The organism is Acinetobacter guerrae (assembly GCF_009372255.1).
Taxonomy (GTDB): Bacteria; Pseudomonadota; Gammaproteobacteria; order Pseudomonadales; family Moraxellaceae; genus Acinetobacter; species Acinetobacter guerrae.
This window is the reverse complement of sequence record NZ_LXGN01000009.1, coordinates 17,673-39,136: the sequence shown is the minus strand read 5'-3', so window position 1 is coordinate 39,136 and position 21,464 is coordinate 17,673. Positions and strand designations below refer to the sequence as shown.

Genomic DNA, 21,464 nt, shown 5'->3' with positions numbered 1-21,464 from the left:
GCGAACAATGCCAACAGTTAATTTTAAAGATCAAATTAATTCGCAAGATGTTATGTTGCATTATCAAACCTTTGGTGATGCCCATAAACCTGCTTTGATTTTCTCAAATTCTTTGGGAACTAATCTGGGCATGTGGCAAAAACAGTTTAATTATTTTAAGCAAAACTTCTTTGTGATTTGTTATGACACGCGTGGTCATGGCGCATCTTCTACGCCGCAAGGCGCCTATACTTTAGCGCAATTGGGCAATGATGTGATTCAACTGTTAGATCATCTCAATATTCCCAAAGCAATTTTTTGTGGCATTTCGATGGGTGGGCTAACAGGACAATGGTTAGCCATTCATTATCCTGAGCGTTTTTCGCATGTAATGATTGCCAATACTGCGGCCAAGATTGGACAAGCACAGGCTTGGCAAGATCGTGCCAAACTGGTCCGTGAACAGGGTTTACAGCCTATTACAGAAACTGCCGCCTCACGTTGGTTTACAGAAGACTTTATTCAGCAGCATTCTTCTACTGTGGTTACTCTCTCGGATGATCTGGCTGCGGGTAGCGCGGATGGTTATGCTCGTTGTTGTGAAGCTTTGGCACTGGCAGATTTACGTGATGAATTGGTAAAAATCGGTATTCCCGTATTAATCATTGCAGGGCAACACGATCCTGTCACAACGGTTGCCGATGGAAAATGGATGCAACAGCACATTGCCAATGCTCAGTTGGCCGAAATCAATGCTTCACATATTTCGAATATTGAGCAACCAGAGCAGTTTAATCAAATTTTACAGCAGTTTATCGCTGCTTAATTGAAGAAATCAGTGATATCAATTGTGTCATTGTATGCTTGAATGTATGAAACGCGACTGAATAGCCTATATAAAGACAGCTTTATTATAAAAGCTGTCTTTATATTTTTAGATTTAATATAAGGTCTTAGGTTAGTAAGATGCGTAGATGGAGGATTTTATTGGACTCATTTCAGTCTTTAAGCTAAATAAGCCTGAGCATATTGTGATGATGTTGGTCGTTGTAAGGTCTGGCTAATGCGCTGGCTGGCGTGCATCAGCTTTTCCAGATCGATTCCTGTTTCAAAACCCATATGTGAAAGTAAGTAAAACAGATCTTCTGTGGCAACATTTCCCGACGCGCCTTTGGCGTATGGACAGCCGCCAAGTCCTGCTAAGGATGAATCAAATACCCGAATGCCTTGTTGTAAGGATTGATAAATATTCACAATCGCCATGCCATAGGTATTATGAAAATGTCCTGCCAATATATCGCTATTGAGTTCAGCCAGACACGCTTGCCAAAGCGTTTTAACACGGTCAGGCGTAGCTGTACCAATGGTTTCTCCCAAAGAAACTTCATAACAGCCCATGTCATAAAGCCGTTTAACGACTTTAACCACTTGTTCGGGTGCAATCGCGCCTTCATAAGGACAATCTACGACACAGGAGACATAACCACGAACACGAATATTTTGTGCTTTGGCAGCAGTCATGACATCGGCAAATTTTTCAAAACTTTCATCAATCGAGCAATTGATATTTTTACGGGTAAAACTTTCAGAAGCTGCGGTAAAGACAGCAACTTCCTTACAACCTACCGCTTGAGCGGCTTCAAACCCTTTGAGATTAGGCGTAAGTAAACTGAATTGTATATCTGAATGTTTTGGTAGCCGCTGAAAAAGTTCATCACTGTGAGCCATTTGTGGTACCCACTTGGCTGAGACACAGGAACCGACTTCAATATATTTTAAACCCGCATTCACTAGATCAGAAATAAAGTTTAAGCGCTGTTCTACAGTCAAAGTCAGTTTTTCGTTTTGTAAGCCATCTCTGGGGCCGACTTCTACGATTTTGACAAACTCAGTCATGCGAGTTCCTCCTCAGCAGATTGGAATTCGACTAGCTCATCGCCTGCTTTGACCTGATCACCGACCTGAAAATAGGCATCGATAATCATGCCGTCTTGAGGTGCGCGAATGCTGTATTCCATTTTCATCGCTTCCAGTGTCATCAAAATATCGTCTTTTTTAACGCTCTGGTTGGCAGCCACTAATACTTGAGTAATCACACCGGGCATAGGAGCTTTTAAATGTCCTTGCTCAGTCTGTTGATCGGCTTGAGTATAGTCCACGCGAATATATTCAAAAGTATGGCTTTGCCCGCCATGAAATAGAGTAATACCTTGTTGGCTTTGGTTAAATGCAAATGTTTGCTGATGACCATTGATATTTACACTTGCGCTATGCGCATCTAATCGTTGACCTGAAATTTGATAGCTTTGACCCTTATATTCGGCATAAAAACCTTGTTCTGCCGAAGCAAACTGTATGTAAATCGGTTGGTTCAAATAGTTCAGTTTAATCTTTTGCTGAAAAGCAATATTTAAACGCCAGAGCGGTTGGGCTTGCCAAAGTGGTTTTTGGTGAGCATGGTTATTATCGAGTTGAGTTAAAAACTCAATAAAAGCAGTCGCAATGATAAGTTCTGGCTGAATACTTTCATGGCGAAATAAAAAGTCGTGTTCACGTTGAATCAAATTGGTATCAAGTTTAGCTTGCTTAAATGAATCACAGCCTACGATTCGTTGTAAAAACGCGATGTTATTGCCTAAACCATCTACATGAAATTGACTCAAGGCATGTTGCATCTGGATCAAAGCGGCTTCACGGTTTTTACCCCAGACGATCAGTTTGGCAATCATGGGGTCATAATAAGTGGTGATTTCATCACCTTCAACAATCCCGCTGTCGACCCGAACATGCTGGTTCTGAGTGGGGTAATGTAAATAGTCAATTTTTCCAATTGCAGGCAAAAAGCCCTTTTCGGGTTGTTCTGCATAAATCCGCGCCTCTAGAGCATGCCCATGAATTTTTAACTCATGCTGTAGTTTTGGCAAAGGCTCGCCGTCTGCCACGCGTAGTTGCCACTCGACCAGATCTTCTCCTGTAATCATTTCCGTGACAGGATGTTCAACTTGCAGACGGGTATTCATTTCCATGAAGTAGGCAGTCCCATTCTGTTCCACAATAAACTCAACCGTGCCTGCGCCGACATAAGCAACTGCACGCGCTGCATCAATCGCCGCTTGACGCATTGCATCTAGTTTATCGGGTGGCATTTGTGGAGCAGGGGCTTCTTCTAAGACTTTTTGATGTCGACGTTGTACAGAGCAATCGCGTTCAAACAAATGTACATAATTACCATGCGTATCCCCAAAGACTTGCACCTCAATATGACGCGGTTGAATCACATAGCGCTCAATCAACACATCATCGTTACCAAAGCTAGATTTGGCTTCACGTTTGCACGAAGCAAGCGCCTGTAAGAAGTCTTCACTACGCTCGACCAGACTCATGCCTTTACCACCGCCGCCTGCACTGGCTTTAATAAGTACAGGATAGCCAATTGCATCGGCTTGCTGCTTTAAAAAGTCAGCATCTTGGTTGGTGCCGTGATAACCGGGTGTTAAAGGAACTCCTGCTTTTTCCATCAGTGCCTTTGAGGTGGCTTTGAGCCCCATCGCTAAAATGGCAGCGACTGGCGGGCCGATAAAACAAATATGATGTTGTTGGCAAGCTAAAGCAAATTGGTCATTTTCGGACAAGAAACCGTAACCTGGGTGAATCGCTTGGCTACCTGTATCCAGAGCCGCTTGAATAATACGATCAACCTGTAAATAACTTTGAGTCGCAGGCGACTGACCGATATAAATCGCTTCGTCTGCCAGTTTGACATGTTGTGCATGGGCATCTGCATCTGAATAAACTGCGACCGTTGTAATACCCAGTTTTTTTGCAGTCCGAATGACGCGGCAGGCAATTTCGCCACGGTTCGCAATTAAAATCTTTTCAAACATGGTGATCGTCCTGAATTGTTTTTATTGGGAAGTGGAAGTCCAAGCAGGTTGTTGTTTGTTTAAAAAAGCATTCAAACCTTCTTTGGCTTCACTGCCTTGACGAACTTGAGCAATATGCTGTGCAGTCTGTTTGAGCAAGTCATCATTCATCACTTGGTGACTAACCAAGTGAATCAGTTGTTTCGATGCAGCCTGAGCCTGTGGGCCGCCAAGTAATAACGCATCGATCATCTCTTGGACTTTTTGGTCTAAGTTTTCTGCATCTGCAACTTCATGTACTAGGCCGATTTGCTTGGCCTCATGTGCCGAAATACGTTCAGCAGTTAAAAAATAGCGAGAGGCTTGTCGAGCGCCAATTGCACGAATGACATAAGGGCTAATAGTTGATGGTGCAAGACCCAGACGAACTTCTGACGTGGCAAATTTGGCTTCGGTACTGGCAATACAAATATCACAGGCTGATGCCAAGCCCATTCCGCCACCAAAAGCAATACCTTGTACACGTGCGATTGTGGGTTGTTGCAAGGTCGCGAGTGCATGTAACATTTGCGCAAGCTTTAAGGCATCAGCCTCATTTTCCGCAGCAGAAGCTTGACCTGCCTGTTTCATCCAATTTAAATCGGCACCTGCGGAAAAACTTTTACCGCGTCCTGCCAAGACCACTACCCGAATATCATTGCAAGTATTGAGGCTGTTAAAACAGGCATGTAATTCTTCAATCACGAGTGTATTAAAAGCATTGTGCAGTTCTGGCCGATTTAACCAAACATAAGCGACTTGAGCTTGCTGTTCCAGTTGTAAAAATTGATAGCTCATAGACACCTCCTACATGCGGAACACGCCGAACTTGGTCGGTTGAATTGGGGCATTCATGGTTGCAGCAAGACTCAGACCCAGCACATGACGGGTTTGAGCAGGATCAATGACACCGTCATCCCAAAGACGGGCAGAAGCATAGTAGGGATGACCTTGGCGTTCGTATTGTTCACGAATTGGCTGTTTAAATTGATCTTCTTCCTGTGCTGACCACTCTGCACCCTTTTGTTCAATCTGATCACGTTTTAAGGTTGAAAGTACGCTTGCTGCTTGTTCACCGCCCATGACTGAAATACGAGAGTTTGGCCAAGTCCATAAAAAACGGGGTGAATAGGCACGTCCGCACATACCGTAGTTTCCCGCACCAAAAGAGCCACCAATAATGAGAGTTAACTTGGGTACATTTGCTGTGGCAACCGCCATGACTAACTTGGCACCATGTTTGGCAATGCCTTCATTTTCGTACTGACGACCGACCATAAAGCCCGTGATATTTTGGATAAATAGTAAAGGGATATTTCGTTGGGTACACAGTTCAATAAAATGCGCACCTTTTTGTGCGGATTCTGAAAATAAAATCCCGTTATTGGCAATGATGCCGACAGGTATGCCGTAAAGTGAAGCAAAGCCTGTAATTAAGGTTGATCCAAATCGGGCTTTAAATTCATCAAAGCGCGAACCATCAACAATTCGTGCAATGACTTCACGCACATCAAACGGTTTACGTGCATCGCTTGGCACAACACCGTAGAGTTCGTTTGCATCAAATAATGGCTCATCAATTTGTTTATTTAAGTCATTCGGCTTTTTATTCAGATTGGCAACGATATGACGTGCAATCGCAATCGCATGTTCATCATTTTCAGCCAAGTGATCGGCCACACCAGAAAGGCGGGTATGTACATCACCACCACCCAAATCTTCACTGGTGACCACTTCACCTGTTGCGGCTTTAACCAATGGCGGTCCGCCCAAGAAAATCGTGCCTTGATTACGTACAATAATCGTTTCATCTGACATGGCAGGCACATAGGCTCCGCCTGCGGTACAACTACCCATCACGACTGCAATCTGGGCAATACCTTGGCTCGACATACGGGCTTGATTGTAAAAAATACGCCCGAAATGATCTCGATCTGGGAATACCTCATCTTGCATGGGTAAAAAAGCGCCACCTGAGTCCACCAGATAAATACAGGGTAAATGATTTTGTTCAGCGATTTCCTGCGCACGCAAATGCTTTTTCACGGTGAGTGGATAATAAGTTCCTCCTTTTACCGTTGCATCATTGGCAATGATCATGCAGGTGATACCATTCACTTGACCAATACCAGCAATCACACCCGCAGCAGGAATATCATCTTCATAAACCTTGTAAGCAGCCAATTGCCCAATTTCTAAAAAAGCCGTGCCAATATCGATCAGTTGATCAATTCGATCACGTGGTAAAAGTTTGCCTCTTGCCAGATGTTTCTGGCGGGCATTTTCTCCACCACCTAGCGCTACTTTTTGTGCAACCTGTTTGAGATCGCTGACCAATGTTTGCATGGTGTGTTGATTAAATTTGAAGTCTTCACTTCGCGTATTAATTTTGCTTTGTAATTGGTTCATAAGCTGCATCCTGATTTATCGTTATTATTTGGTTTCATTAAACAGTTCACGACCAATCAGCATGCGGCGAATTTCAGAAGTTCCCGCACCAATTTCATATAGTTTTGCGTCACGCCATAAACGGCCTGCGGAAAATTCATTGATATAACCATTTCCACCCAATGTTTGAATGGTTTCACCTGCCATCCACGTGGCTTTTTCTGCTGCATATAAAATGGCGCTTGCTGCATCTTTGCGTAAGCTACGGTCATGATCGACTTTGTCGCAGGCAGTGCCAACCGCGTAGACCAGTGCTTTACAGGCGAGCCAAGTAGAATACATATCTGCCAGTTTGCCTTGCATCAGTTGAAACTCACCTAGAGCCTGACCGAATTGTTCACGGTCATGTAGGTAAGGAATCACCACATCCAGACAAGCATCCATGATGCCGAGTGGGCCTGCACTTAAGACAGCACGCTCGTAGTCCAGACCACTCATGAGCACTTTGGCACCGTTACCCACACCTCCAAGTACGTTTTCGGCAGGCACTTCGACATTGTCAAAAAATAGCGGATAGGTGTTCGAGCCACGCATACCGAGTTTGTCTAAATGCTGACCATGACTAAAACCTTTCATGTTTTTTTCAATAAGAAAGGCGGTCATACCTTTAGCACCTGCATGCGGGTCAGTTTTAGCGTACACCACCAATACATCAGCATCACCGCCATTGGTGATCCACATTTTTGAACCGTTTAAAACAAAATGATCGCCTTTTTGTTCAGCACGAAGTTTCATGCTGACCACGTCCGATCCAGCATTTGGTTCAGACATTGCCAAAGCACCTACAAAGTCGCCAGAAATCAGTTTTGGTAAGTATTTCTGTTTCTGCTGTTCGCTACCGTTACGATTAATTTGGTTAATGCATAAATTAGAATGTGCGCCGTAAGAAAGACCAATAGATGCCGATGCACGGGAAATTTCCTGCATCACAATAATATGTGCCAGATAGCCAAGATGAGTACCGCCATATTTTTCAGAAACGGTTAAGCCCAATAAACCCATATCGCCAAACTTTTTCCAGAGATGGGCAGGAAATTGATTATCTTGATCAACTTGTTGGGCAATGGGTGCGATTTCCTTTGCACAAAATGCGGCAACAGAATCTTGCAATGCAATCAAGGTTTCATCTAGACCAAAATTTAAGCTGCGTAGGTTCATTGTGTTGTCATTCCTTTGGTTATAGTTGTTGTTCCATAAGCGTTGTTGTATGTGCTTATGAAGTACCTTACAATGAATTTTTAAAAAAGTGAATACTAATTCATAAATTGATTTACAATTCATTTTGTTTGGTAGAGAATAAAATTTATGAGCTATAAACGATCATCTTTAATGCAGGAACGGATGGAGCAAAATCGTAAGGCGATTTTGACTTCAGCCAGAAAATTAATTTCAGAAGGAGGATTCAAAGACGCACAAATACAAACCATTGCTGAACAGGCAGGGGTTTCAAGTGGTCTGGTTTATCGTTACTTTGACAATAAAAGTCAGGTGTTGATTGAGGTTTTGTCAGAAGCCATCAACACTGAATTATTGGTGATTGATGCGATCATAGAAACAGATCTATCGGCACAACAAAAATTGCATAAGGCGGTTGCGACCTTTGTAAAACGGGCATTGAATAGCCCTCAGTTGGCCTATTCACTCATGTTTGAGCCTGTAGATTCGATGGTGGAACACGAGCGTTTTCGCGTAAAACAATTGGTCAAACAAAGTATTAAAAAAATCCTTGCAGACGGAAATGCAAGTGGTGAATTTGTATTGGATGATTTAAATACTACAGCATTGTGTGTCGTTGCAGCCATGACTTATGTGGTGGTTGAACCTTTAGACCCCGCCCAAAATACTAAGTTTGATCAGCAACACAAAGACTATTTTTCTAAACAGGTTGCAGATTTTTGTGTGGATGCAGTACAGAAGAAAAAGTAGGGCAGATCGCACCGACTAAAATCTTAATAACAGTGTTTTGAAAAGTAGTTGCAGCAACAACAATTAGATGAACCAAGAACAGAATTACAAAGAATCAAGGAGAATGATTCAATGCAACATGTACGGTTAAGCTACGCCTCTGGAACCAGTTCACAGCCCCTCATGGGGATGACGATTGGAGAAAAATTTGATCAGGTTTGTTTGCAATATGCAGAGCAAGAAGCAATCATCAGTTTGCATCAGAATAGGCGTTTGAGCTATCAACAGTTACAGGATGAAGTGAATGCTTGTGCCTGTAGTCTGTTGCAACTGGGTCTACACAAAGGAGATCGTCTGGCGATCTGGTCACCCAATTGTGTGGAATGGACGATTGCACAATTTGCCGCCTCGAAAGTCGGTATTATTTTGGTGAACCTGAATACCGCCTACAAAAGTCATGAACTGGAATATGTTTTAAATAAGGTGTCATGCAAAGGTCTGATTATTGCTGCACCATTTAAAACCACAGATTATTTGGAATTACTGACTAAAATTGCGCCTGAGTTGGTACATAGTCACGATAAAATTTTAAATTCCAAACGCTTACCGCATTTAAAATTTGTCATCAAAATTGATGATCAGCAGCATACGGGCATTTATCGTTTTAGTGATTTGCTTGAAACTCCAAACCAATCTCAGCTTGATGAACTACAGCGCTTAGCCCAACAATTACAATTTGATGAACCTATCAATATTCAGTTTACTTCTGGTACAACAGGTAATCCGAAAGGCACCATGTTGACGCATCATAATATTTTAAATAATGGCTATTTTGTTGGGGAAGGGATTGGTTTAACCCCACAAGATCGGGTCTGTATTTCTGTTCCTTTATTTCATTGTTTTGGGATGGTGATGGGGAATTTGGCCTGTATAACGCATGGCGCAACAATGGTATATCCATCGGCTGCATTTAATCCACTTGAAACTTTAAAAGCCATTGATCAGGAAAAATGTACGGCAGCTTATGGTGTACCTACTATGTTTATTGCTGTTTTGGAACATGAGCAATTTGCTGAATTTGATTTAACAAGTTTACGTACTGGCATTATGGCAGGAAGCCCTTGCCCACGCGAGATTATGCAGCGCGTGATTGAAAATATGCATATGTCTGAAATTACCATTTGTTATGGTATGACCGAAACCTCGCCTGTGAGCGTGCAAAGTTATATCAATGATTCTATTGATAAACGAGTAAGCACGGTAGGTCATGTTCATCCTCACATCGAAATTAAGATTGTAAATCTTGAAGGTGAAATCACTCCAATTGGTACACTGGGAGAATTATGTGTACGTGGTTACTCGGTTATGGCGGGTTATTGGGATGAAGTTGAAAAGACCCAAGAGGTCATTGATGCTGCTGGCTGGATGCATACGGGTGATATCGGTGAAATGGATGAAAATGGTTTTGTCAAAATTAAGGGTCGAATTAAAGATGTCGTGATTCGTGGGGGAGAAAATCTTTTTCCCAAAGAAATTGAAGACTTTTTATATACTCATCCAGATGTCAGCGATGTTCAGGTCATCGGCTTGCCTGATTTGCGTTATGGAGAAGAATTATGCGCCTGTATTATTTTGCATGAGCATCATCAAGCAGATGAAGACAGTATTCGCCGTTTTTGTAAGGAACATATTTCGCATAATAAAGTGCCGCGCTACATTAAATTTTTAACAGAATTTCCGCTTACAGCTTCAGGTAAGGCACAAAAATTTAAGCTGCAAGAAATGATGCGCCTTGAGCTAAACCTAAGCTCGGTCATGTTTGAATAAAAGATGATTCCTCTTTTACTTGGTGGTAAAAGAGGAACTCCTTACGTGCAAGGAGGGTTTATTTTAGATTTTACCCAACCAAATAATGTAATTAAAAACAATGGTTTGCCTATTTTTGAATGATTGTTACTTTAATGATTGTGAAATTGCCCATAAAGAACCTTGTGGTGCAATACGAGTTCGATCTTTAGCCTGCTGATAAAAACGTAGAAACGCAATTCCAAAGATAACCGCCAAAACATCGATGATCAAGATTTCACCTGAGTGAAACCATAAGCCAGTTTGGGGTAAAACATAAGCACACAAAGAACTCAGAGGGATGAGAAATAAAATCAGAGAAATACTGAGTAAAAGTTTTGGTAGGGCTTTGGCGTAACCCAGATAAAATGTAAGTAGAATGATTGCGATAAAAATTGTGTAATAGCTATACATAAACAGGTGGTTGATGCTTTCAATCTGAATTATTGAATATAACCAACGACTTGCTAGCAATGTTCCCATGATCGCCAGAATACATCCAAGGCATGTTCCAATGGTTAAATTAGCCAGAAATACCACATCTTTACGTTGAACAGGGATTGGGTCTTGAGGACGTTTTTGTTTACGGGCACGTGTTTCTACCCAAAGAATGTTGCCCGAATAAAACAGAAATGCACCCCCGATCCCGAGTATGAAATAAATCCATCGAACAGTATCTCCGCCATAACTGCCAAAATGAAGGCTAAACATGGCATTAATTAACTTATTTCCTGCATTGGTTTGAGTATTTATACCAGATGAATTGAAGTGATCTACGGCATAAGGATTCATGCTCATAAAGTCATTATTTGCGCCACGTAATAATTGATTTGGGCTATACAATGCAATACGTGCGGTCGCTTTTTGTGGATTATTCAGGTTGTTAAATTGAATATATTTAACGTCATATTCTGGTGCGACTTGTTTGACTTTATATAAAATTTCTTCAAGATTAATATCTTGGCGAGTGGGTTGGATGACTTCTCGTACGGGAGGATTAAAAACAGGCTGACCTTTTAAAGCCAGATGACCAATTGAATCATAAAATAAATCATGAAAAGCAAAAACAATCACAGTGACACTAATTAAAATATGAAAAGGGAGACTGGTAATACCAACCACATTGTGCGTATCAAGCCAAAAGCGTTTCTTATTTTTTCCTGGTCGGATCACAAAATAATCTTTCACTAGTGTGGGTAATAAAATAATCAGTCCAGAGAGCAACGCCAGAAAATATAAAATGGATACGATGCCCATCACATACACACCGACACCATGATGACCGATTAAACCTGGTATACCCGCAGTTTCATGTAGTTGTTCAATTAGCCAGCCTGCTTTGGAAAGATTTTCTTTTTTGGCAATGAGTTGACCGTGCTGATCTAAACTTGCAATCCATGCAGTTTGTGATGCATTAAAACCTTCCGCTCTATTTGTTTCATTCCAACTGATGGGGGCGTAATGAAATTCGTTAGAGCTTAAATTTAGGGTAAAGCTTTTTTGTGTGACTGGAAATTCAGCTTGAACTTTTGTAATTAGATCTTGATATTGATGTGGTTCAATCTGAGTAAGAATTTGTTGATGCGGTGTTGCCCATCGGGTCAGGTGGTGTTGGAACATGCTTAAACCACCTGCAAAAAAACAGATAAATAATAATATACCTGCACTAATACCGACCCAAGTGTGCATATTCTTCATGATTTTCATTACATCAGAACGAACTTTCATATAGATTCCCGCAACCAGAACAGTAAAAAATAGGCAATAAAGTTTGCAAATAAAAAGATAATAAAAGCTAATTTTCCAGTTTTTATAAAAAAGCTAGCAAATAGAATCGACATCCAAAGCCATGCAATGCTCCACATTCCAATTTGTGCCAATACATCCATTGCAATAAAAGGCTGACCCAAAACCACAATCAGATTTCCTAGTGCAATAGAAAGACTTAATCCTAAAACAGCACCCGTGAAACTTTTAATCCACCAATCTGCTTGAATTTGAGATTTGTCTTTCATCGGTTTAGATTCCTTTTAAATAATGCAAGGAAGGGGATAAATGACCATAAAAAAATAATAAAAATGACCCAACTGAGAATGGCGGCTAGTTGATGCATACTCACAATCAAGAAAATGAGACCAAGCATGAGTTCAAAAATACCAATCAACGAAAATACAGAGGGTAACTTTTGAGGCAGTAAATTCTGGTGAGTGTGGCTTAAATACACACTTAAAGCACCCAAAAAGCTCATTAAAAAACCAGCGAATTTCATGGCTTCAAAGTAATCGGTAAAATAATTAGTTAAATAGTATATATAAATGATAATTATTATCAATTAATGTGCACGGTTATTCTTCGTATGGAAAAGGGTATGAATCAATTCATCCCCTTTTTATAAATCAGCCTTGATAATTAACCTTGCAATGCAGGCATAATAACTTCTTGTACAATTTGCATACCTGCCGTTGTACTCCAATTGCCAGTCAATTCAGCAATTACTTGATTTGTACTTGTTAAGGTAACACCAGCTTTTAACATTCGTTGTAAAGCAATATCATCTGCCATTTTACTTGGTGAACCACCTGCATCAGCAACCACTTGAACCTCATAACCTTGATCGATCAGCGTTAATGCAGGATATACGGTGCATACGTCATTGGTTACACCCGCAATAATGATGCGTTTACGCCCTGTTGCTGTAACTGCTGCTGCGAAACGCTCATCGTCCATGGCATTCACAATACCTAAACGATTAATACGAGTTTCGAATTCAGCAGGTAAAATATCTTTAAGTTCATCTATCAGCGGGCCTTGAGCATATTCCTCCATGCTTGAAGTAAGTACAGTCGGAATATTCAGAATTTTTGCTGTTTGAGCCAACATAATTGCATGGCGTTTCATATCTTCATGAGAAATTGAGTTAACCCAGCTCATTGTTCCAACTTGATGGTCAATCAATAATAAAGCTGAATCTTCACCTGTAAAACGTTTAAAAGTCATTTGAGTGTCCTTAATTAATTTGATAATGGTTTAGCACTAAAAAAAACGAGTTTGGCTCCTCGTTCGAGAGCTTTTAAAGCGATATGTTGAGTGACTGCTTTTTCTTTAAAAATAGGAACATGTAACTCATCAAGCTTAAAGGGTTGATCATCTATAGTTACTTCTCCATAGATCGTTAAAAGAAAGCCAGAATGTTCAGGTGGTAAAGTTAAAACAAGTTCTGTTTTGGGTTCTAAGCTAATATCCAACATGGTGACTTCAGTGGGCGGGCGAAGAGGGGATTGTACATTTTCAAAATGTCCTAAAGGCACACGAACCTTGACCCCTTCTCGATGTACTGTAGGAACATCTTCAGCTTCAAGAAGCAGATAATCTGGTGCTGCTTCTCTTAATTGTGATGGCAAGTTAATAAAAATCTGTAAAGAATGTACGGTCTTTCCTGCTTCAGCTGGAACCTCTTCATGTACGATTCCTTTACCTGCTGTGGTCCAATGTAAGCCTCCTGGTTTGATCAGATTTCGGGTTCCAATTGAGTCACGATTATTAATTCCTGTTTCTGAATCGAGGAATAAATATGAAATTGCTGAAAAGCCTTGATGTGAATGAGGCGCAAAGGTAGGGCCACTCATCCAAGCATGATCAACACCAATGAAAGGGTTGGTTGAGTGGTAGCTGCCTCTTAATCCATACGCTCTAAATTGGCTACCAATATTAATGCGTTCAAGTGACAAGATTTCAAACATGATATTCCCTCCATTCAGTTGAATTACTTTATGCTTGGTTGAGCATTGGGTAATCGGTATAACCTTTCTCTGTGCCACCAAAGAACGTCATGCGATCTGCTTCATTCATTGGAGCATTGACTTTTAAACGCTCTATAAAATCGGGATTGGCTAATACCATTTGTCCATAGGCTTCCAAATCGGCTAAACCACTTTCAAGATCATGTCCAATATTTTCTCGTGGATGATTTGGGCGGTTAACAATGAGTGTTTGCGTCCAAAGATTGCGAATATCAGATAAAAGTTCTTCATTGCCTTGATGCATTACATGCACATAAACAAGTCCTAAAGTATTAAGTTCCTTAACTAAATAACGATATAATTCTGGCCCTTCTTTACCTTCGTCAATTCCCCATAAATGTGTTCCTGGTGATAGGCGAATACCTGTGCGATCTGCACCAATTTCTTCGGCTATAGCCGTTGCGACTTCAATGGCAAAGCGAGCACGATTTTCGATTGAACCGCCATATTCATCGGTACGAGTATTGGCACTTGGTGCTAGAAACTGCTGAATTAAATAGGCATTTGCACCATGAATCTCGATACCATCTGCGCCAGCTTGAATTGCAGATTTAGCCGCATGTTTAAAGTCTTGAATTGTTTGCTTAATTTCTTCAATGGTTAAGGCTTTAGGTGTAGGAATATCTTGCATTCCTGTAGCGGTAAACATTCCTGTTTTCGGTGGAATCGCCGATGGGGCAACACCTAAACGATGATGAGGAGTGTTATCTGGATGTGACATACGACCTGCATGCATTAATTGGATGAAAATATGTCCACCTTTTGCATGAACAGCATCAATGGTTTTCTTCCAACCTTGGATATGCGCATCGGTATAAATTCCAGGTGTAGTGAGATAACCTTGGCCATCATCTGAGGGTTGAGCGCCCTCTGTAATAATTAAGCCAACGCTTGCCCGTTGTGCATAATATTCTGCTGAAAGTTCACCTGGTGTACCATCTTGTTGGGCACGTGAGCGCGTCATCGGAGCCATAACAAGATGATTGCTTAAGGTATAACGTCCAAGCTGTGCTAATTCGAATACTTTGTTCATGTTCTGCATTTCCTCTAATTTTTAACAATCAGCTTCAATTACATGAAGGCTGCTTTGTAGTAACTGCTAGATGTTGAACAGTATTAATTAATTTAAAAAAGGGATAAATACGTTAAAATGAAAATGATTAATGCATAAATGGAATAATAAAGAGTGGAACTTTTGAATGACATGGCGTTATTTGTTGAAGTTTGTAAAGTGATGAGTTTTAGACAAGCAGCAGAAAATTTGGATATGCCAAGCTCAACACTTTCAAGAAGAATCAGCCATTTAGAGAAAGCAATTGGTTTACGTTTATTGCACCGAACAACAAGAAAAGTTGAATTAACAGAGGCAGGTCAGATTTACTTTGAACGCTGTAAACGAATTGTTGGTGAAGCTAAACTCGCTCATGAACAATTGGGTGAAATGCTTTCTAAACCAAGTGGAACATTAAGGGTTTCATTGCCTGTCGATTTTGGAACGATCTTTTTAACTTCCTTATTGGTTGAGTTTTCAGAGCTTTATTCAGGAATAAATTTTGAAATTGATCTCACACCCAAATTGGCAGATCTCGTAGCTCAGAATATTGATGTCGCAATTCGTATGGGAAATCCGCCTGATTCCAATTTAATAGCACAAAAATTAATGCAATTTAGAGGGCAACTTTTTGCATCGCCAAAATACCTTGAACAACATAGTATTCCTGAACATCCAAATGATCTCGTTCATCATGAATGTTTGAGCTTTGCAAACAATACGCACTGGAAACTCTATCGATCTGGAGAAATGGTTGAAGTAAAGATTGGTGCAAGATTCATGTTGAATAATGTTGGTATGACACGAAAGTTAGCTATCCTTGGTCAAGGCATTTTATTTACCCCTTATGAGGTGGTGCAAGATGACCTCAAAGATGGGGTTTTGGTGCCCATTCTGTCTGAATGGCAAGGTGATGTTTTACCTGTCTATGCTTTAACAGAAACTCGTTTACTGCCAGCAAAAGTTCGAGTTTTTATTGATTTTTTACAAGAAAGATTAATTAACTCCAAACCTTAGTAACAGTCACCGACATAAATGATATGATATTAAATATATTTAAAACAAGTAGTTATAATATTGATGTTTAGGCGTGGCATACAAAGTAGAGTAATGTAATAAACAGTGGGTCACTTTAAAAATCGTCAATATTCAATAATAACTGACATAAATATTTTGAAGAATGTTATTTTGACTAATTGGTAAATTTCATTTTGGTTGTATGGTGTGGACTGCTCCTGTTGAGAATAAACGATTGGGTTCTGTACTGGCACATATTCAGCAACAGCATGAATTATTAGAACAGCAAAACCAACGAAATCGATCACAATCTATGCCAAGAAGACGTGCACAGAAAACAGCTATTCAACAACGAAATCTAAATCCTGTACTTGACTTGGAAATGCCTGTATAGGACATTTCTATTTAGTTATTAGGTAGGACATTTCTACTTGGGAATAACACAAAAAAGGGAGTTTTAAGCTCCCTTTTTTACTAAATTTTTCAATTTTCGGTGTCGATCTGGGCTTCAATAAATTAAACACCTAAACGCATTAATTTTTCTTGAATCGCATCGCTTACAAAAGCATTAAGAGAATTATCACTTGATGCTAAAACAGCTTTACGGTGTAACTCAGGACTAATACGGACATTAAATGTGCCTTTGAATGGCTGATCGGGTTTTTTACCTAATTCAGCACAAGACTCTAAATATCCATCGACAGATGCCTGAAAAGCTTGTTCAAGAACTTTTAATGTTTCTGCTTCATAGGTGATGAGATCACGGATAAATGCAAGCTTTCCAAATAACTCACCTGTTTCAAGATCCGGTTCAATTGTACCTAGATAGCCTTTGTATTTTAAATAGCTCATAAAAATCCCTCCTGCTTGAGTGCCTGTTTTACAGCTTTCAAAGCCCCACCTTTGATTTCATTTTCAGGGTGTGGTCTGTGCAGTAAAATCATGTGTTCAGTTTTCGTATTAAAAAACGGACACGAGAGCCTGCCATTTCAAATTTTTCATAACCGAGCTGATTCAGTAAAACGACTAAATCTTTATACGGAAATGTATTTTTTGAATTTCCAAATTTTTCCAGTAACTTTTCCGTTTTACCCATACTTTAGCTCTACTACTGTTGCAACTAAGTATAGTTACTTTTAAATAAGAATTGCAACTATAATTAGTTGCGATTCCGTATAAGCGCCAGTATGTTAAATGGATCTTTTAATTGGGACTAAATTTATAACCAAAATGATTTGGACATACTTTAATTCCATTAAGTGAATAGTCCATACATCCTTTATGAATACACTTATTTTCTGAAAAGCCTTCATGAGCTAAAACAACTAAGAATTGTTTAATACTGTTTATTTGATTTTGGCTTAATACTTGGCTCATATCTGGAATTTTAATTCCAAAAATTGGGCCTGTTGGTGTTTCTGGATAACACTCAAAATACCAAGATTGCTTACACTCAGTACAAGCATAATAGAATTCACCATAGTAAAACTCTGGTTGGACTTCCTCACATGGAGACTCCTCAATAAAGTACTGAGGAAACTTATATTTCATATCGAAGTTATGACTGAAAATATCTGAAAAGCTAGTAGGACATACAAAAAAGCTACCTACAGATTGGCATTTACACATATTTTTGGTTCTTTAAAGTTTTTCTAAAATTAACATAATACCGCTTATAAGGAGTTAGTATTGTAAACCCTGATTAGAAAGTCCGCTTAACAGCTACGATAGCGGACACTTTCTATTTATGAGTGATCTTTTTAACGTTTTCGATAATCATCCCAATAGCACGGTACAATCATCAAACCACTTTCATGAAGCCTTGACCAAAGTCTGCCCCCTAAATCTTTTTCTAATTGTAAGGGAGAAAAGTTTGAAATGAGGAGGATCGATTTCATTTGATCATAACGGCTGTATAAAACTTTGTGTACCATTTCTAGACGCTTCTCATGGCGATCATGAAGACTGTATTCATCAATGACCAGTAAATCAAAACTTGTCAATTGTCTGATGAATCTGCTCGAATAGATTTTGAAACTATTGATAAGATTTGTATTGCTCTTAACGTAGAGGTGGGAGATTTATTGGTTTTTAAAAATATTAATGAAAATCATGTTGTTGAATAGTGTTTTGGTCACATCTTGGTCACAAATATTTTTTAGCATGGTTTAATGAAGTAGATGCTATAACTATAGTTGTGACCTTAATAATAAGAAAAAACCATATAAATCAAAAAGAAAAAGCCCCAATCATTTGATTGAGGCTTTTCAAAATATGGAGCGGGAAACGAGACTCGAACTCGCGACCCCAACCTTGGCAAGGTTGTGCTCTACCAACTGAGCTATTCCCGCAAATATTTGAGCAGTTTTATAAAAAACTTTCACTAAAAACAATCTGGAGCGGGAAACGAGACTCGAACTCGCGACCCCAACCTTGGCAAGGTTGTGCTCTACCAACTGAGCTATTCCCGCGTGCCGCTTATAATACATTAAGCAAATCAAGGGTCAACCACTTTATGCAAATAATGCTGTTGATTGCATAAAATAAAATCATATTTGTTGCCTTAGGGTTTGAGTTACTCAGTTTGTGTCACTTTATGATGTGTTTTTCTACGTTTTGACTGCAGGCACGTTATACTTCTATCCATCTTTCTATGCGAATAGGTGGCTGATCATGGCTTTGCAACAACAATTGGTTGAACGTTTAAATACCTTGCAACCTACGCATCTTGAAGTAATCAATGAGTCTTCGGGTCACGGAGGCTACTTTCCAGGTAAAGAAAGTCATTTTAAAGTGGCTGTGGTGAGTCCGATTTTTGAGGGGCTACGGTTGGTACAACGGCACCAAAAAGTCTATGCGGTAGCAACTGACTTAATGAGTCCTGGTAAAATTCATGCTTTGGCAATTAATGCCTATACGCCAGATGAATGGCAAGGACAAGCACCAGATAGTCCTGAATGTGCGCATGCACCAAAAAATTAATTAACCCGATAGATTTAGCTAAATGGATAAACATTTATTCGTCGTTACCATTCACCTTATCGCGTTAGCACTGGTAGCGATAGCAGTGCTCATTCGCTCTAAGCCTTTATGGATGACTAAGCCTGATCAGTCTGAGTCTCCTGCGACAAAGAAATTATGGATCGCTCTGCAACATCTAGGGTTAACTGTGCTTGTCATTTCAGGCGTTGTTCTGCTGTACTTCAATCAATTTCAAATACAGCCTTGGTTTTATGCCAAAATCATTCTATTTGTAGTGATGCTTTCATCCCTAGTTAAAGCATTTAAAAAGGATCAATCTATTTTATTGGTGCAGCGTCGCGCGGGCTTGATCATTGGTGGTGTGGCATTTGTTGCAGTATTAGGATTGGTCATGATAAAACCAGTTTTTGGTTAATTGTTTGACATTCTTTGCATTGATATCGATATGCTAGGTTAAACTGTAAGCAAGTTTAAAAAATATTCGATGAGGGACGCATGTTTACACGGGTGGTATTTAACCAAAAAGGTGGTGTAGGAAAATCAAGTATCACCGTGAATCTGGCAGCAATCAGTGCCCAGCAAAATTTAAGGACACTGGTCATTGATTTAGATCCACAGGCCAATTCTAGTCAATACCTTTTAGGTGAACAGGCAACGTACTCTACAGATAAAAATGCCTTAGAACCGAATATTGAAAACTTTTTTGACGATGTACTAGGCAATCATCAGCAAAAAGGCTTAATTGGCAATGCTATTGGTTCAATTTTAAAATCACGGTCTAAAGGTTTGGATAGTTATGTGCATCGTACTGCGTTTCCCAAATTGGATGTGATTCCAGCTAGCCCAACGCTTGGTACATTGGAACATGCACTCGAGTCCAAACATAAGATTTATAAATTACGCGATTCTTTACAACAGCTTAGCAGTCAGTATGATCGAATTTATATTGATACGCCGCCTGCATTTAATTTCTTTACTTTGTCGGCGCTCATTGCCGCCGATCGTGTATTGATTCCGTTTGACTGCGATGTTTTTTCTAAACGTGCGTTACAAACTTTGATTGAAAATGTGATCGAAACCCAAGATGATCATAATAATGGTCTGGAAATTGAAGGCATTGTGGTCAATCAGTTTCAGGCACAGGCAAAATTGCCAAGAGAAGTGGTACAACAGTTAAAAGATGAAGGTTTGCCCGTATTAAATAGCATGTTGCCGCCTTCGATTTTAATGAAAGAATCACATCAGAAAAATTTACCATTGGTTTATTTGTCACCAGAGCATAAACTGACACAAGCGTATCAGACTCTGTTTGCAGAAATTGAACCGACATAATTTGAGAAAAGCGATGAAAGGCTTATATTTTATTCCTCTTGCTGCACTGAGTATCTTGCTGAGTGCCTGTGCCACAACGGTTAAACCAACCTATGTGTCTCCTGCCCAATATCAGTCATTCAACTGCCAACAATTGCAAAGTGAATATAATCGTATTCAGCTCTATATCGAAAATGGCGTACAAACACCAAAACGGACAGGTGTGGGTGTAGGTGTTGGGCTTGGTGGTGGATGGGGACGTGGCGGATGGGGCTTTGGTCCAACTGTCTCAGTCAATATGGGTCAATCTTCAGATACGAAAAATACAGAACTTTCACGAGTTCTAGGTCAACAGGAAGCGATTGTTCAGGCTGCACAATTTAAAAACTGTCCTATTATTGTCAAGAAAAAGGTCAGTTAAAATCAAAAAATGAGTCCTGTTACACATTTTTTGCGTTCAGGACTCAATAAGTTTTTGTCAAAATGTTTCATAAAAAGTTATCTTAAATCATATAATTATTTGTTTATTATCGATATTTTTAAATCAATTCAAAAAGTCAACGGTCAATAAAACTTGTCAGTTAAATTCAATTTCATATAAGGTGTGCCCACCTTCCTTAAGATGGATGTTCTATGATTGAAAGCTGGTTTTTTGTATTGGCGATGCTTGCAGTGCTTCTTATTCCTGGTCCAACCAACGCGTTGTTTGCCAGTGCTGCTCATCATCAGGGAATTACAAAAACCGTTTCTTTTATTCCAGCGGAATGGTTAGGCTATCTGTATGGTATTGCGATTTGGGCATTATTAATTCATTTAGGGCAACCGATTTGGCCAGCCCTGACTCCAATTTTGCATCTGGTCAGTGCTTTATATGTGATTTGGTTGGCTTTCAAATTATGGAAAAGTTCACATTTACAGAAATATAGTCAAAGTCATAAAACGATTCGTCCCAAACAGATCTTTTTTTCAACATTAAAAAATCCTAAAGCGCTTTTGTTTGCAGCGGGAATTTTTCCACCTGAAACATGGGATTCGCTTGAAAGTGCAATTTTAGTTTTAGGGGTATTTAGTCTAATTCTATTTCCTGCCGCATGGTTCTGGATGGTTTTTGGTCGTGCTCTATTGGCAGGAAATATTAAAGGTTTACAAGCCGATCGTTTATATAAAGGATCGGCAATGTTGCTGTTATTATGTATGTTACCCGTGATTTTTCGATTCTTTTAA

General features: G+C 39.8%; 22 protein-coding genes, 2 tRNA genes and 3 pseudogenes. 11 read left to right on the top strand and 16 right to left on the bottom strand.

The window, feature by feature from the left end; translation table 11 throughout:
* Nucleotides 1–7: 7 nt before the first annotated feature.
* Nucleotides 8–805 carry a 3-oxoadipate enol-lactonase gene (gene pcaD / locus A7A69_RS07395; protein ID WP_152876771.1) on the top strand — a complete coding sequence of 266 codons (798 nt, stop codon included), beginning with the start codon at nt 8–10 and terminating at the stop codon, nt 803–805.
* A gap of 179 nt (nt 806–984) precedes the next feature.
* Here the strand turns inward: pcaD and A7A69_RS07390 are convergent, their stop codons facing one another.
* The 5 genes from A7A69_RS07390 to A7A69_RS07370 are packed head-to-tail and all read right to left on the bottom strand — an operon-like array spanning nt 985 to nt 7,487.
* Nucleotides 985–1,875, bottom strand: coding sequence for a hydroxymethylglutaryl-CoA lyase (locus tag A7A69_RS07390; RefSeq protein ID WP_152876770.1), 891 nt, complete (start codon nt 1,873–1,875; stop codon nt 985–987).
* Nucleotides 1,872–3,863: an acetyl-CoA carboxylase biotin carboxylase subunit gene (locus tag A7A69_RS07385; protein ID WP_152876769.1), complete on the bottom strand. Its 1,992-nt coding sequence runs from the start codon at nt 3,861–3,863 to the stop codon at nt 1,872–1,874. Before A7A69_RS07385 ends, A7A69_RS07390 begins: the two co-directional genes overlap by 4 nt.
* A 21-nt stretch (nt 3,864–3,884) precedes the next feature.
* Nucleotides 3,885–4,679 (bottom strand): enoyl-CoA hydratase/isomerase family protein, encoded by a 795-nt coding sequence (locus A7A69_RS07380; RefSeq protein WP_152876768.1) that lies wholly within the window; start codon nt 4,677–4,679, stop codon nt 3,885–3,887.
* 9 nt (nt 4,680–4,688) lie between these two features.
* Nucleotides 4,689–6,290 carry a carboxyl transferase domain-containing protein gene (locus A7A69_RS07375; protein ID WP_152876767.1) on the bottom strand — a complete coding sequence of 534 codons (1,602 nt, stop codon included), beginning with the start codon at nt 6,288–6,290 and terminating at the stop codon, nt 4,689–4,691.
* A gap of 24 nt (nt 6,291–6,314) precedes the next feature.
* Nucleotides 6,315–7,487 carry an isovaleryl-CoA dehydrogenase gene (locus A7A69_RS07370; RefSeq protein WP_120371362.1) on the bottom strand — a complete coding sequence of 391 codons (1,173 nt, stop codon included), beginning with the start codon at nt 7,485–7,487 and terminating at the stop codon, nt 6,315–6,317.
* A gap of 147 nt (nt 7,488–7,634) precedes the next feature.
* Between A7A69_RS07370 and A7A69_RS07365 the strand changes: the two genes are divergently transcribed.
* Nucleotides 7,635–8,255: a TetR/AcrR family transcriptional regulator gene (locus A7A69_RS07365; protein WP_206669005.1), complete on the top strand. Its 621-nt coding sequence runs from the start codon at nt 7,635–7,637 to the stop codon at nt 8,253–8,255.
* 111 nt (nt 8,256–8,366) lie between these two features.
* On the top strand, nt 8,367–10,061 hold the full coding sequence (locus tag A7A69_RS07360) for an AMP-binding protein (protein ID WP_120371360.1): 1,695 nt from the start codon (nt 8,367–8,369) through the stop codon (nt 10,059–10,061).
* Between the two features lie 126 nt (nt 10,062–10,187).
* Here A7A69_RS07360 and A7A69_RS07355 read toward each other — a convergent pair whose 3' ends face one another.
* The 5 genes from A7A69_RS07355 to A7A69_RS07330 form a co-directional block, all read right to left on the bottom strand.
* Nucleotides 10,188–11,807 (bottom strand): PepSY-associated TM helix domain-containing protein, encoded by a 1,620-nt coding sequence (locus tag A7A69_RS07355; RefSeq protein ID WP_152876766.1) that lies wholly within the window; start codon nt 11,805–11,807, stop codon nt 10,188–10,190.
* Nucleotides 11,804–12,094: a hypothetical protein gene (locus tag A7A69_RS07350; RefSeq protein WP_151982278.1), complete on the bottom strand. Its 291-nt coding sequence runs from the start codon at nt 12,092–12,094 to the stop codon at nt 11,804–11,806. The genes A7A69_RS07355 and A7A69_RS07350 overlap by 4 nt, the downstream gene beginning before the upstream one ends.
* 394 nt (nt 12,095–12,488) lie before the next feature.
* Nucleotides 12,489–13,076: an isochorismatase family protein gene (locus tag A7A69_RS07340; RefSeq protein WP_152876765.1), complete on the bottom strand. Its 588-nt coding sequence runs from the start codon at nt 13,074–13,076 to the stop codon at nt 12,489–12,491.
* A gap of 14 nt (nt 13,077–13,090) precedes the next feature.
* Entirely contained in the window at nt 13,091–13,819 is a 729-nt protein-coding gene (locus A7A69_RS07335) for a pirin family protein (RefSeq protein WP_152876764.1), read from the bottom strand.
* Nucleotides 13,820–13,847: 28 nt separating this feature from the next.
* Nucleotides 13,848–14,912 carry an alkene reductase gene (locus A7A69_RS07330; protein WP_171500794.1) on the bottom strand — a complete coding sequence of 355 codons (1,065 nt, stop codon included), beginning with the start codon at nt 14,910–14,912 and terminating at the stop codon, nt 13,848–13,850.
* Nucleotides 14,913–15,065: 153 nt separating this feature from the next.
* On the opposite strand from A7A69_RS07330, the gene A7A69_RS07325 reads away from it, so the two are divergent.
* Together A7A69_RS07325 and A7A69_RS07320 are read left to right on the top strand one after the other, a co-directional pair.
* Nucleotides 15,066–15,947 (top strand): LysR substrate-binding domain-containing protein, encoded by an 882-nt coding sequence (locus tag A7A69_RS07325; RefSeq protein ID WP_187349193.1) that lies wholly within the window; start codon nt 15,066–15,068, stop codon nt 15,945–15,947.
* Between the two features lie 220 nt (nt 15,948–16,167).
* Nucleotides 16,168–16,341: pseudogene (locus A7A69_RS07320) on the top strand (ISNCY family transposase); the annotation flags it as partial.
* Nucleotides 16,342–16,463: 122 nt separating this feature from the next.
* On the opposite strand, the gene A7A69_RS07315 reads toward A7A69_RS07320, so the two are convergent.
* The 4 genes and pseudogenes from A7A69_RS07315 to A7A69_RS07300 all read right to left on the bottom strand — a co-directional run.
* Nucleotides 16,464–16,799 carry a type II toxin-antitoxin system HicB family antitoxin gene (locus A7A69_RS07315; RefSeq protein ID WP_152876762.1) on the bottom strand — a complete coding sequence of 112 codons (336 nt, stop codon included), beginning with the start codon at nt 16,797–16,799 and terminating at the stop codon, nt 16,464–16,466.
* A gap of 88 nt (nt 16,800–16,887) precedes the next feature.
* Nucleotides 16,888–17,043 carry a hypothetical protein gene (locus tag A7A69_RS16805; RefSeq protein WP_241675230.1) on the bottom strand — a complete coding sequence of 52 codons (156 nt, stop codon included), beginning with the start codon at nt 17,041–17,043 and terminating at the stop codon, nt 16,888–16,890.
* A gap of 107 nt (nt 17,044–17,150) precedes the next feature.
* Entirely contained in the window at nt 17,151–17,576 is a 426-nt protein-coding gene (locus A7A69_RS07305; RefSeq protein WP_152876761.1) for a hypothetical protein, read from the bottom strand.
* Between the two features lie 131 nt (nt 17,577–17,707).
* Nucleotides 17,708–17,959, bottom strand: a pseudogene (locus A7A69_RS07300) (ATP-binding protein); the annotation flags it as partial.
* Between A7A69_RS07300 and A7A69_RS16705 the strand changes: the two are divergent.
* Nucleotides 17,954–18,073, top strand: a pseudogene (locus A7A69_RS16705) (helix-turn-helix domain-containing protein); the annotation flags it as partial. The pseudogenes A7A69_RS07300 and A7A69_RS16705 sit on opposite strands and share 6 nt — an antisense overlap.
* A gap of 149 nt (nt 18,074–18,222) precedes the next feature.
* Here the strand turns inward: A7A69_RS16705 and A7A69_RS07290 are convergent.
* Nucleotides 18,223–18,298, bottom strand: a tRNA-Gly gene (locus A7A69_RS07290).
* Nucleotides 18,299–18,342: 44 nt separating this feature from the next.
* A tRNA-Gly gene (locus A7A69_RS07285) sits at nt 18,343–18,418 on the bottom strand.
* A gap of 202 nt (nt 18,419–18,620) precedes the next feature.
* Between A7A69_RS07285 and A7A69_RS07280 the strand changes: the two genes are divergently transcribed.
* The 5 genes from A7A69_RS07280 (at nt 18,621) to A7A69_RS07260 (ending at nt 21,464) form a co-directional block, all read left to right on the top strand.
* On the top strand, nt 18,621–18,929 hold the full coding sequence (locus A7A69_RS07280) for a BolA family protein (RefSeq protein WP_152876758.1): 309 nt from the start codon (nt 18,621–18,623) through the stop codon (nt 18,927–18,929).
* A gap of 22 nt (nt 18,930–18,951) precedes the next feature.
* Nucleotides 18,952–19,344 (top strand): SirB2 family protein, encoded by a 393-nt coding sequence (locus A7A69_RS07275; protein WP_152876757.1) that lies wholly within the window; start codon nt 18,952–18,954, stop codon nt 19,342–19,344.
* Nucleotides 19,345–19,424: 80 nt separating this feature from the next.
* Nucleotides 19,425–20,261, top strand: coding sequence for a ParA family protein (locus A7A69_RS07270; protein ID WP_120371462.1), 837 nt, complete (start codon nt 19,425–19,427; stop codon nt 20,259–20,261).
* A gap of 13 nt (nt 20,262–20,274) precedes the next feature.
* Nucleotides 20,275–20,661 carry a hypothetical protein gene (locus A7A69_RS07265; protein WP_152876756.1) on the top strand — a complete coding sequence of 129 codons (387 nt, stop codon included), beginning with the start codon at nt 20,275–20,277 and terminating at the stop codon, nt 20,659–20,661.
* A gap of 212 nt (nt 20,662–20,873) precedes the next feature.
* Entirely contained in the window at nt 20,874–21,464 is a 591-nt protein-coding gene (locus A7A69_RS07260; protein WP_120371464.1) for a LysE family translocator, read from the top strand.

Bases quoted from the DNA above. Each gene is read 5' to 3' on its own strand.
- pcaD (WP_152876771.1), top strand. From the start codon at position 8: ATGCCAACAGTTAATTTTAAAGATCAAATTAATTCGCAAGATGTTATG.
- A7A69_RS07390 (WP_152876770.1), bottom strand. From the start codon at position 1,875: ATGACTGAGTTTGTCAAAATCGTAGAAGTCGGCCCCAGAGATGGCTTA.
- A7A69_RS07385 (WP_152876769.1), bottom strand. From the start codon at position 3,863: ATGTTTGAAAAGATTTTAATTGCGAACCGTGGCGAAATTGCCTGCCGC.
- A7A69_RS07380 (WP_152876768.1), bottom strand. From the start codon at position 4,679: ATGAGCTATCAATTTTTACAACTGGAACAGCAAGCTCAAGTCGCTTAT.
- A7A69_RS07375 (WP_152876767.1), bottom strand. From the start codon at position 6,290: ATGAACCAATTACAAAGCAAAATTAATACGCGAAGTGAAGACTTCAAA.
- A7A69_RS07370 (WP_120371362.1), bottom strand. From the start codon at position 7,487: ATGAACCTACGCAGCTTAAATTTTGGTCTAGATGAAACCTTGATTGCA.
- A7A69_RS07365 (WP_206669005.1), top strand. From the start codon at position 7,635: ATGAGCTATAAACGATCATCTTTAATGCAGGAACGGATGGAGCAAAAT.
- A7A69_RS07360 (WP_120371360.1), top strand. From the start codon at position 8,367: ATGCAACATGTACGGTTAAGCTACGCCTCTGGAACCAGTTCACAGCCC.
- A7A69_RS07355 (WP_152876766.1), bottom strand. From the start codon at position 11,807: ATGAAAGTTCGTTCTGATGTAATGAAAATCATGAAGAATATGCACACT.
- A7A69_RS07350 (WP_151982278.1), bottom strand. From the start codon at position 12,094: ATGAAAGACAAATCTCAAATTCAAGCAGATTGGTGGATTAAAAGTTTC.
- A7A69_RS07340 (WP_152876765.1), bottom strand. From the start codon at position 13,076: ATGACTTTTAAACGTTTTACAGGTGAAGATTCAGCTTTATTATTGATT.
- A7A69_RS07335 (WP_152876764.1), bottom strand. From the start codon at position 13,819: ATGTTTGAAATCTTGTCACTTGAACGCATTAATATTGGTAGCCAATTT.
- A7A69_RS07330 (WP_171500794.1), bottom strand. From the start codon at position 14,912: ATGAACAAAGTATTCGAATTAGCACAGCTTGGACGTTATACCTTAAGC.
- A7A69_RS07315 (WP_152876762.1), bottom strand. From the start codon at position 16,799: ATGAGCTATTTAAAATACAAAGGCTATCTAGGTACAATTGAACCGGAT.
- A7A69_RS16805 (WP_241675230.1), bottom strand. From the start codon at position 17,043: ATGGGTAAAACGGAAAAGTTACTGGAAAAATTTGGAAATTCAAAAAAT.
- A7A69_RS07305 (WP_152876761.1), bottom strand. From the start codon at position 17,576: ATGTGTAAATGCCAATCTGTAGGTAGCTTTTTTGTATGTCCTACTAGC.
- A7A69_RS07280 (WP_152876758.1), top strand. From the start codon at position 18,621: ATGGCTTTGCAACAACAATTGGTTGAACGTTTAAATACCTTGCAACCT.
- A7A69_RS07275 (WP_152876757.1), top strand. From the start codon at position 18,952: ATGGATAAACATTTATTCGTCGTTACCATTCACCTTATCGCGTTAGCA.
- A7A69_RS07270 (WP_120371462.1), top strand. From the start codon at position 19,425: ATGTTTACACGGGTGGTATTTAACCAAAAAGGTGGTGTAGGAAAATCA.
- A7A69_RS07265 (WP_152876756.1), top strand. From the start codon at position 20,275: ATGAAAGGCTTATATTTTATTCCTCTTGCTGCACTGAGTATCTTGCTG.
- A7A69_RS07260 (WP_120371464.1), top strand. From the start codon at position 20,874: ATGATTGAAAGCTGGTTTTTTGTATTGGCGATGCTTGCAGTGCTTCTT.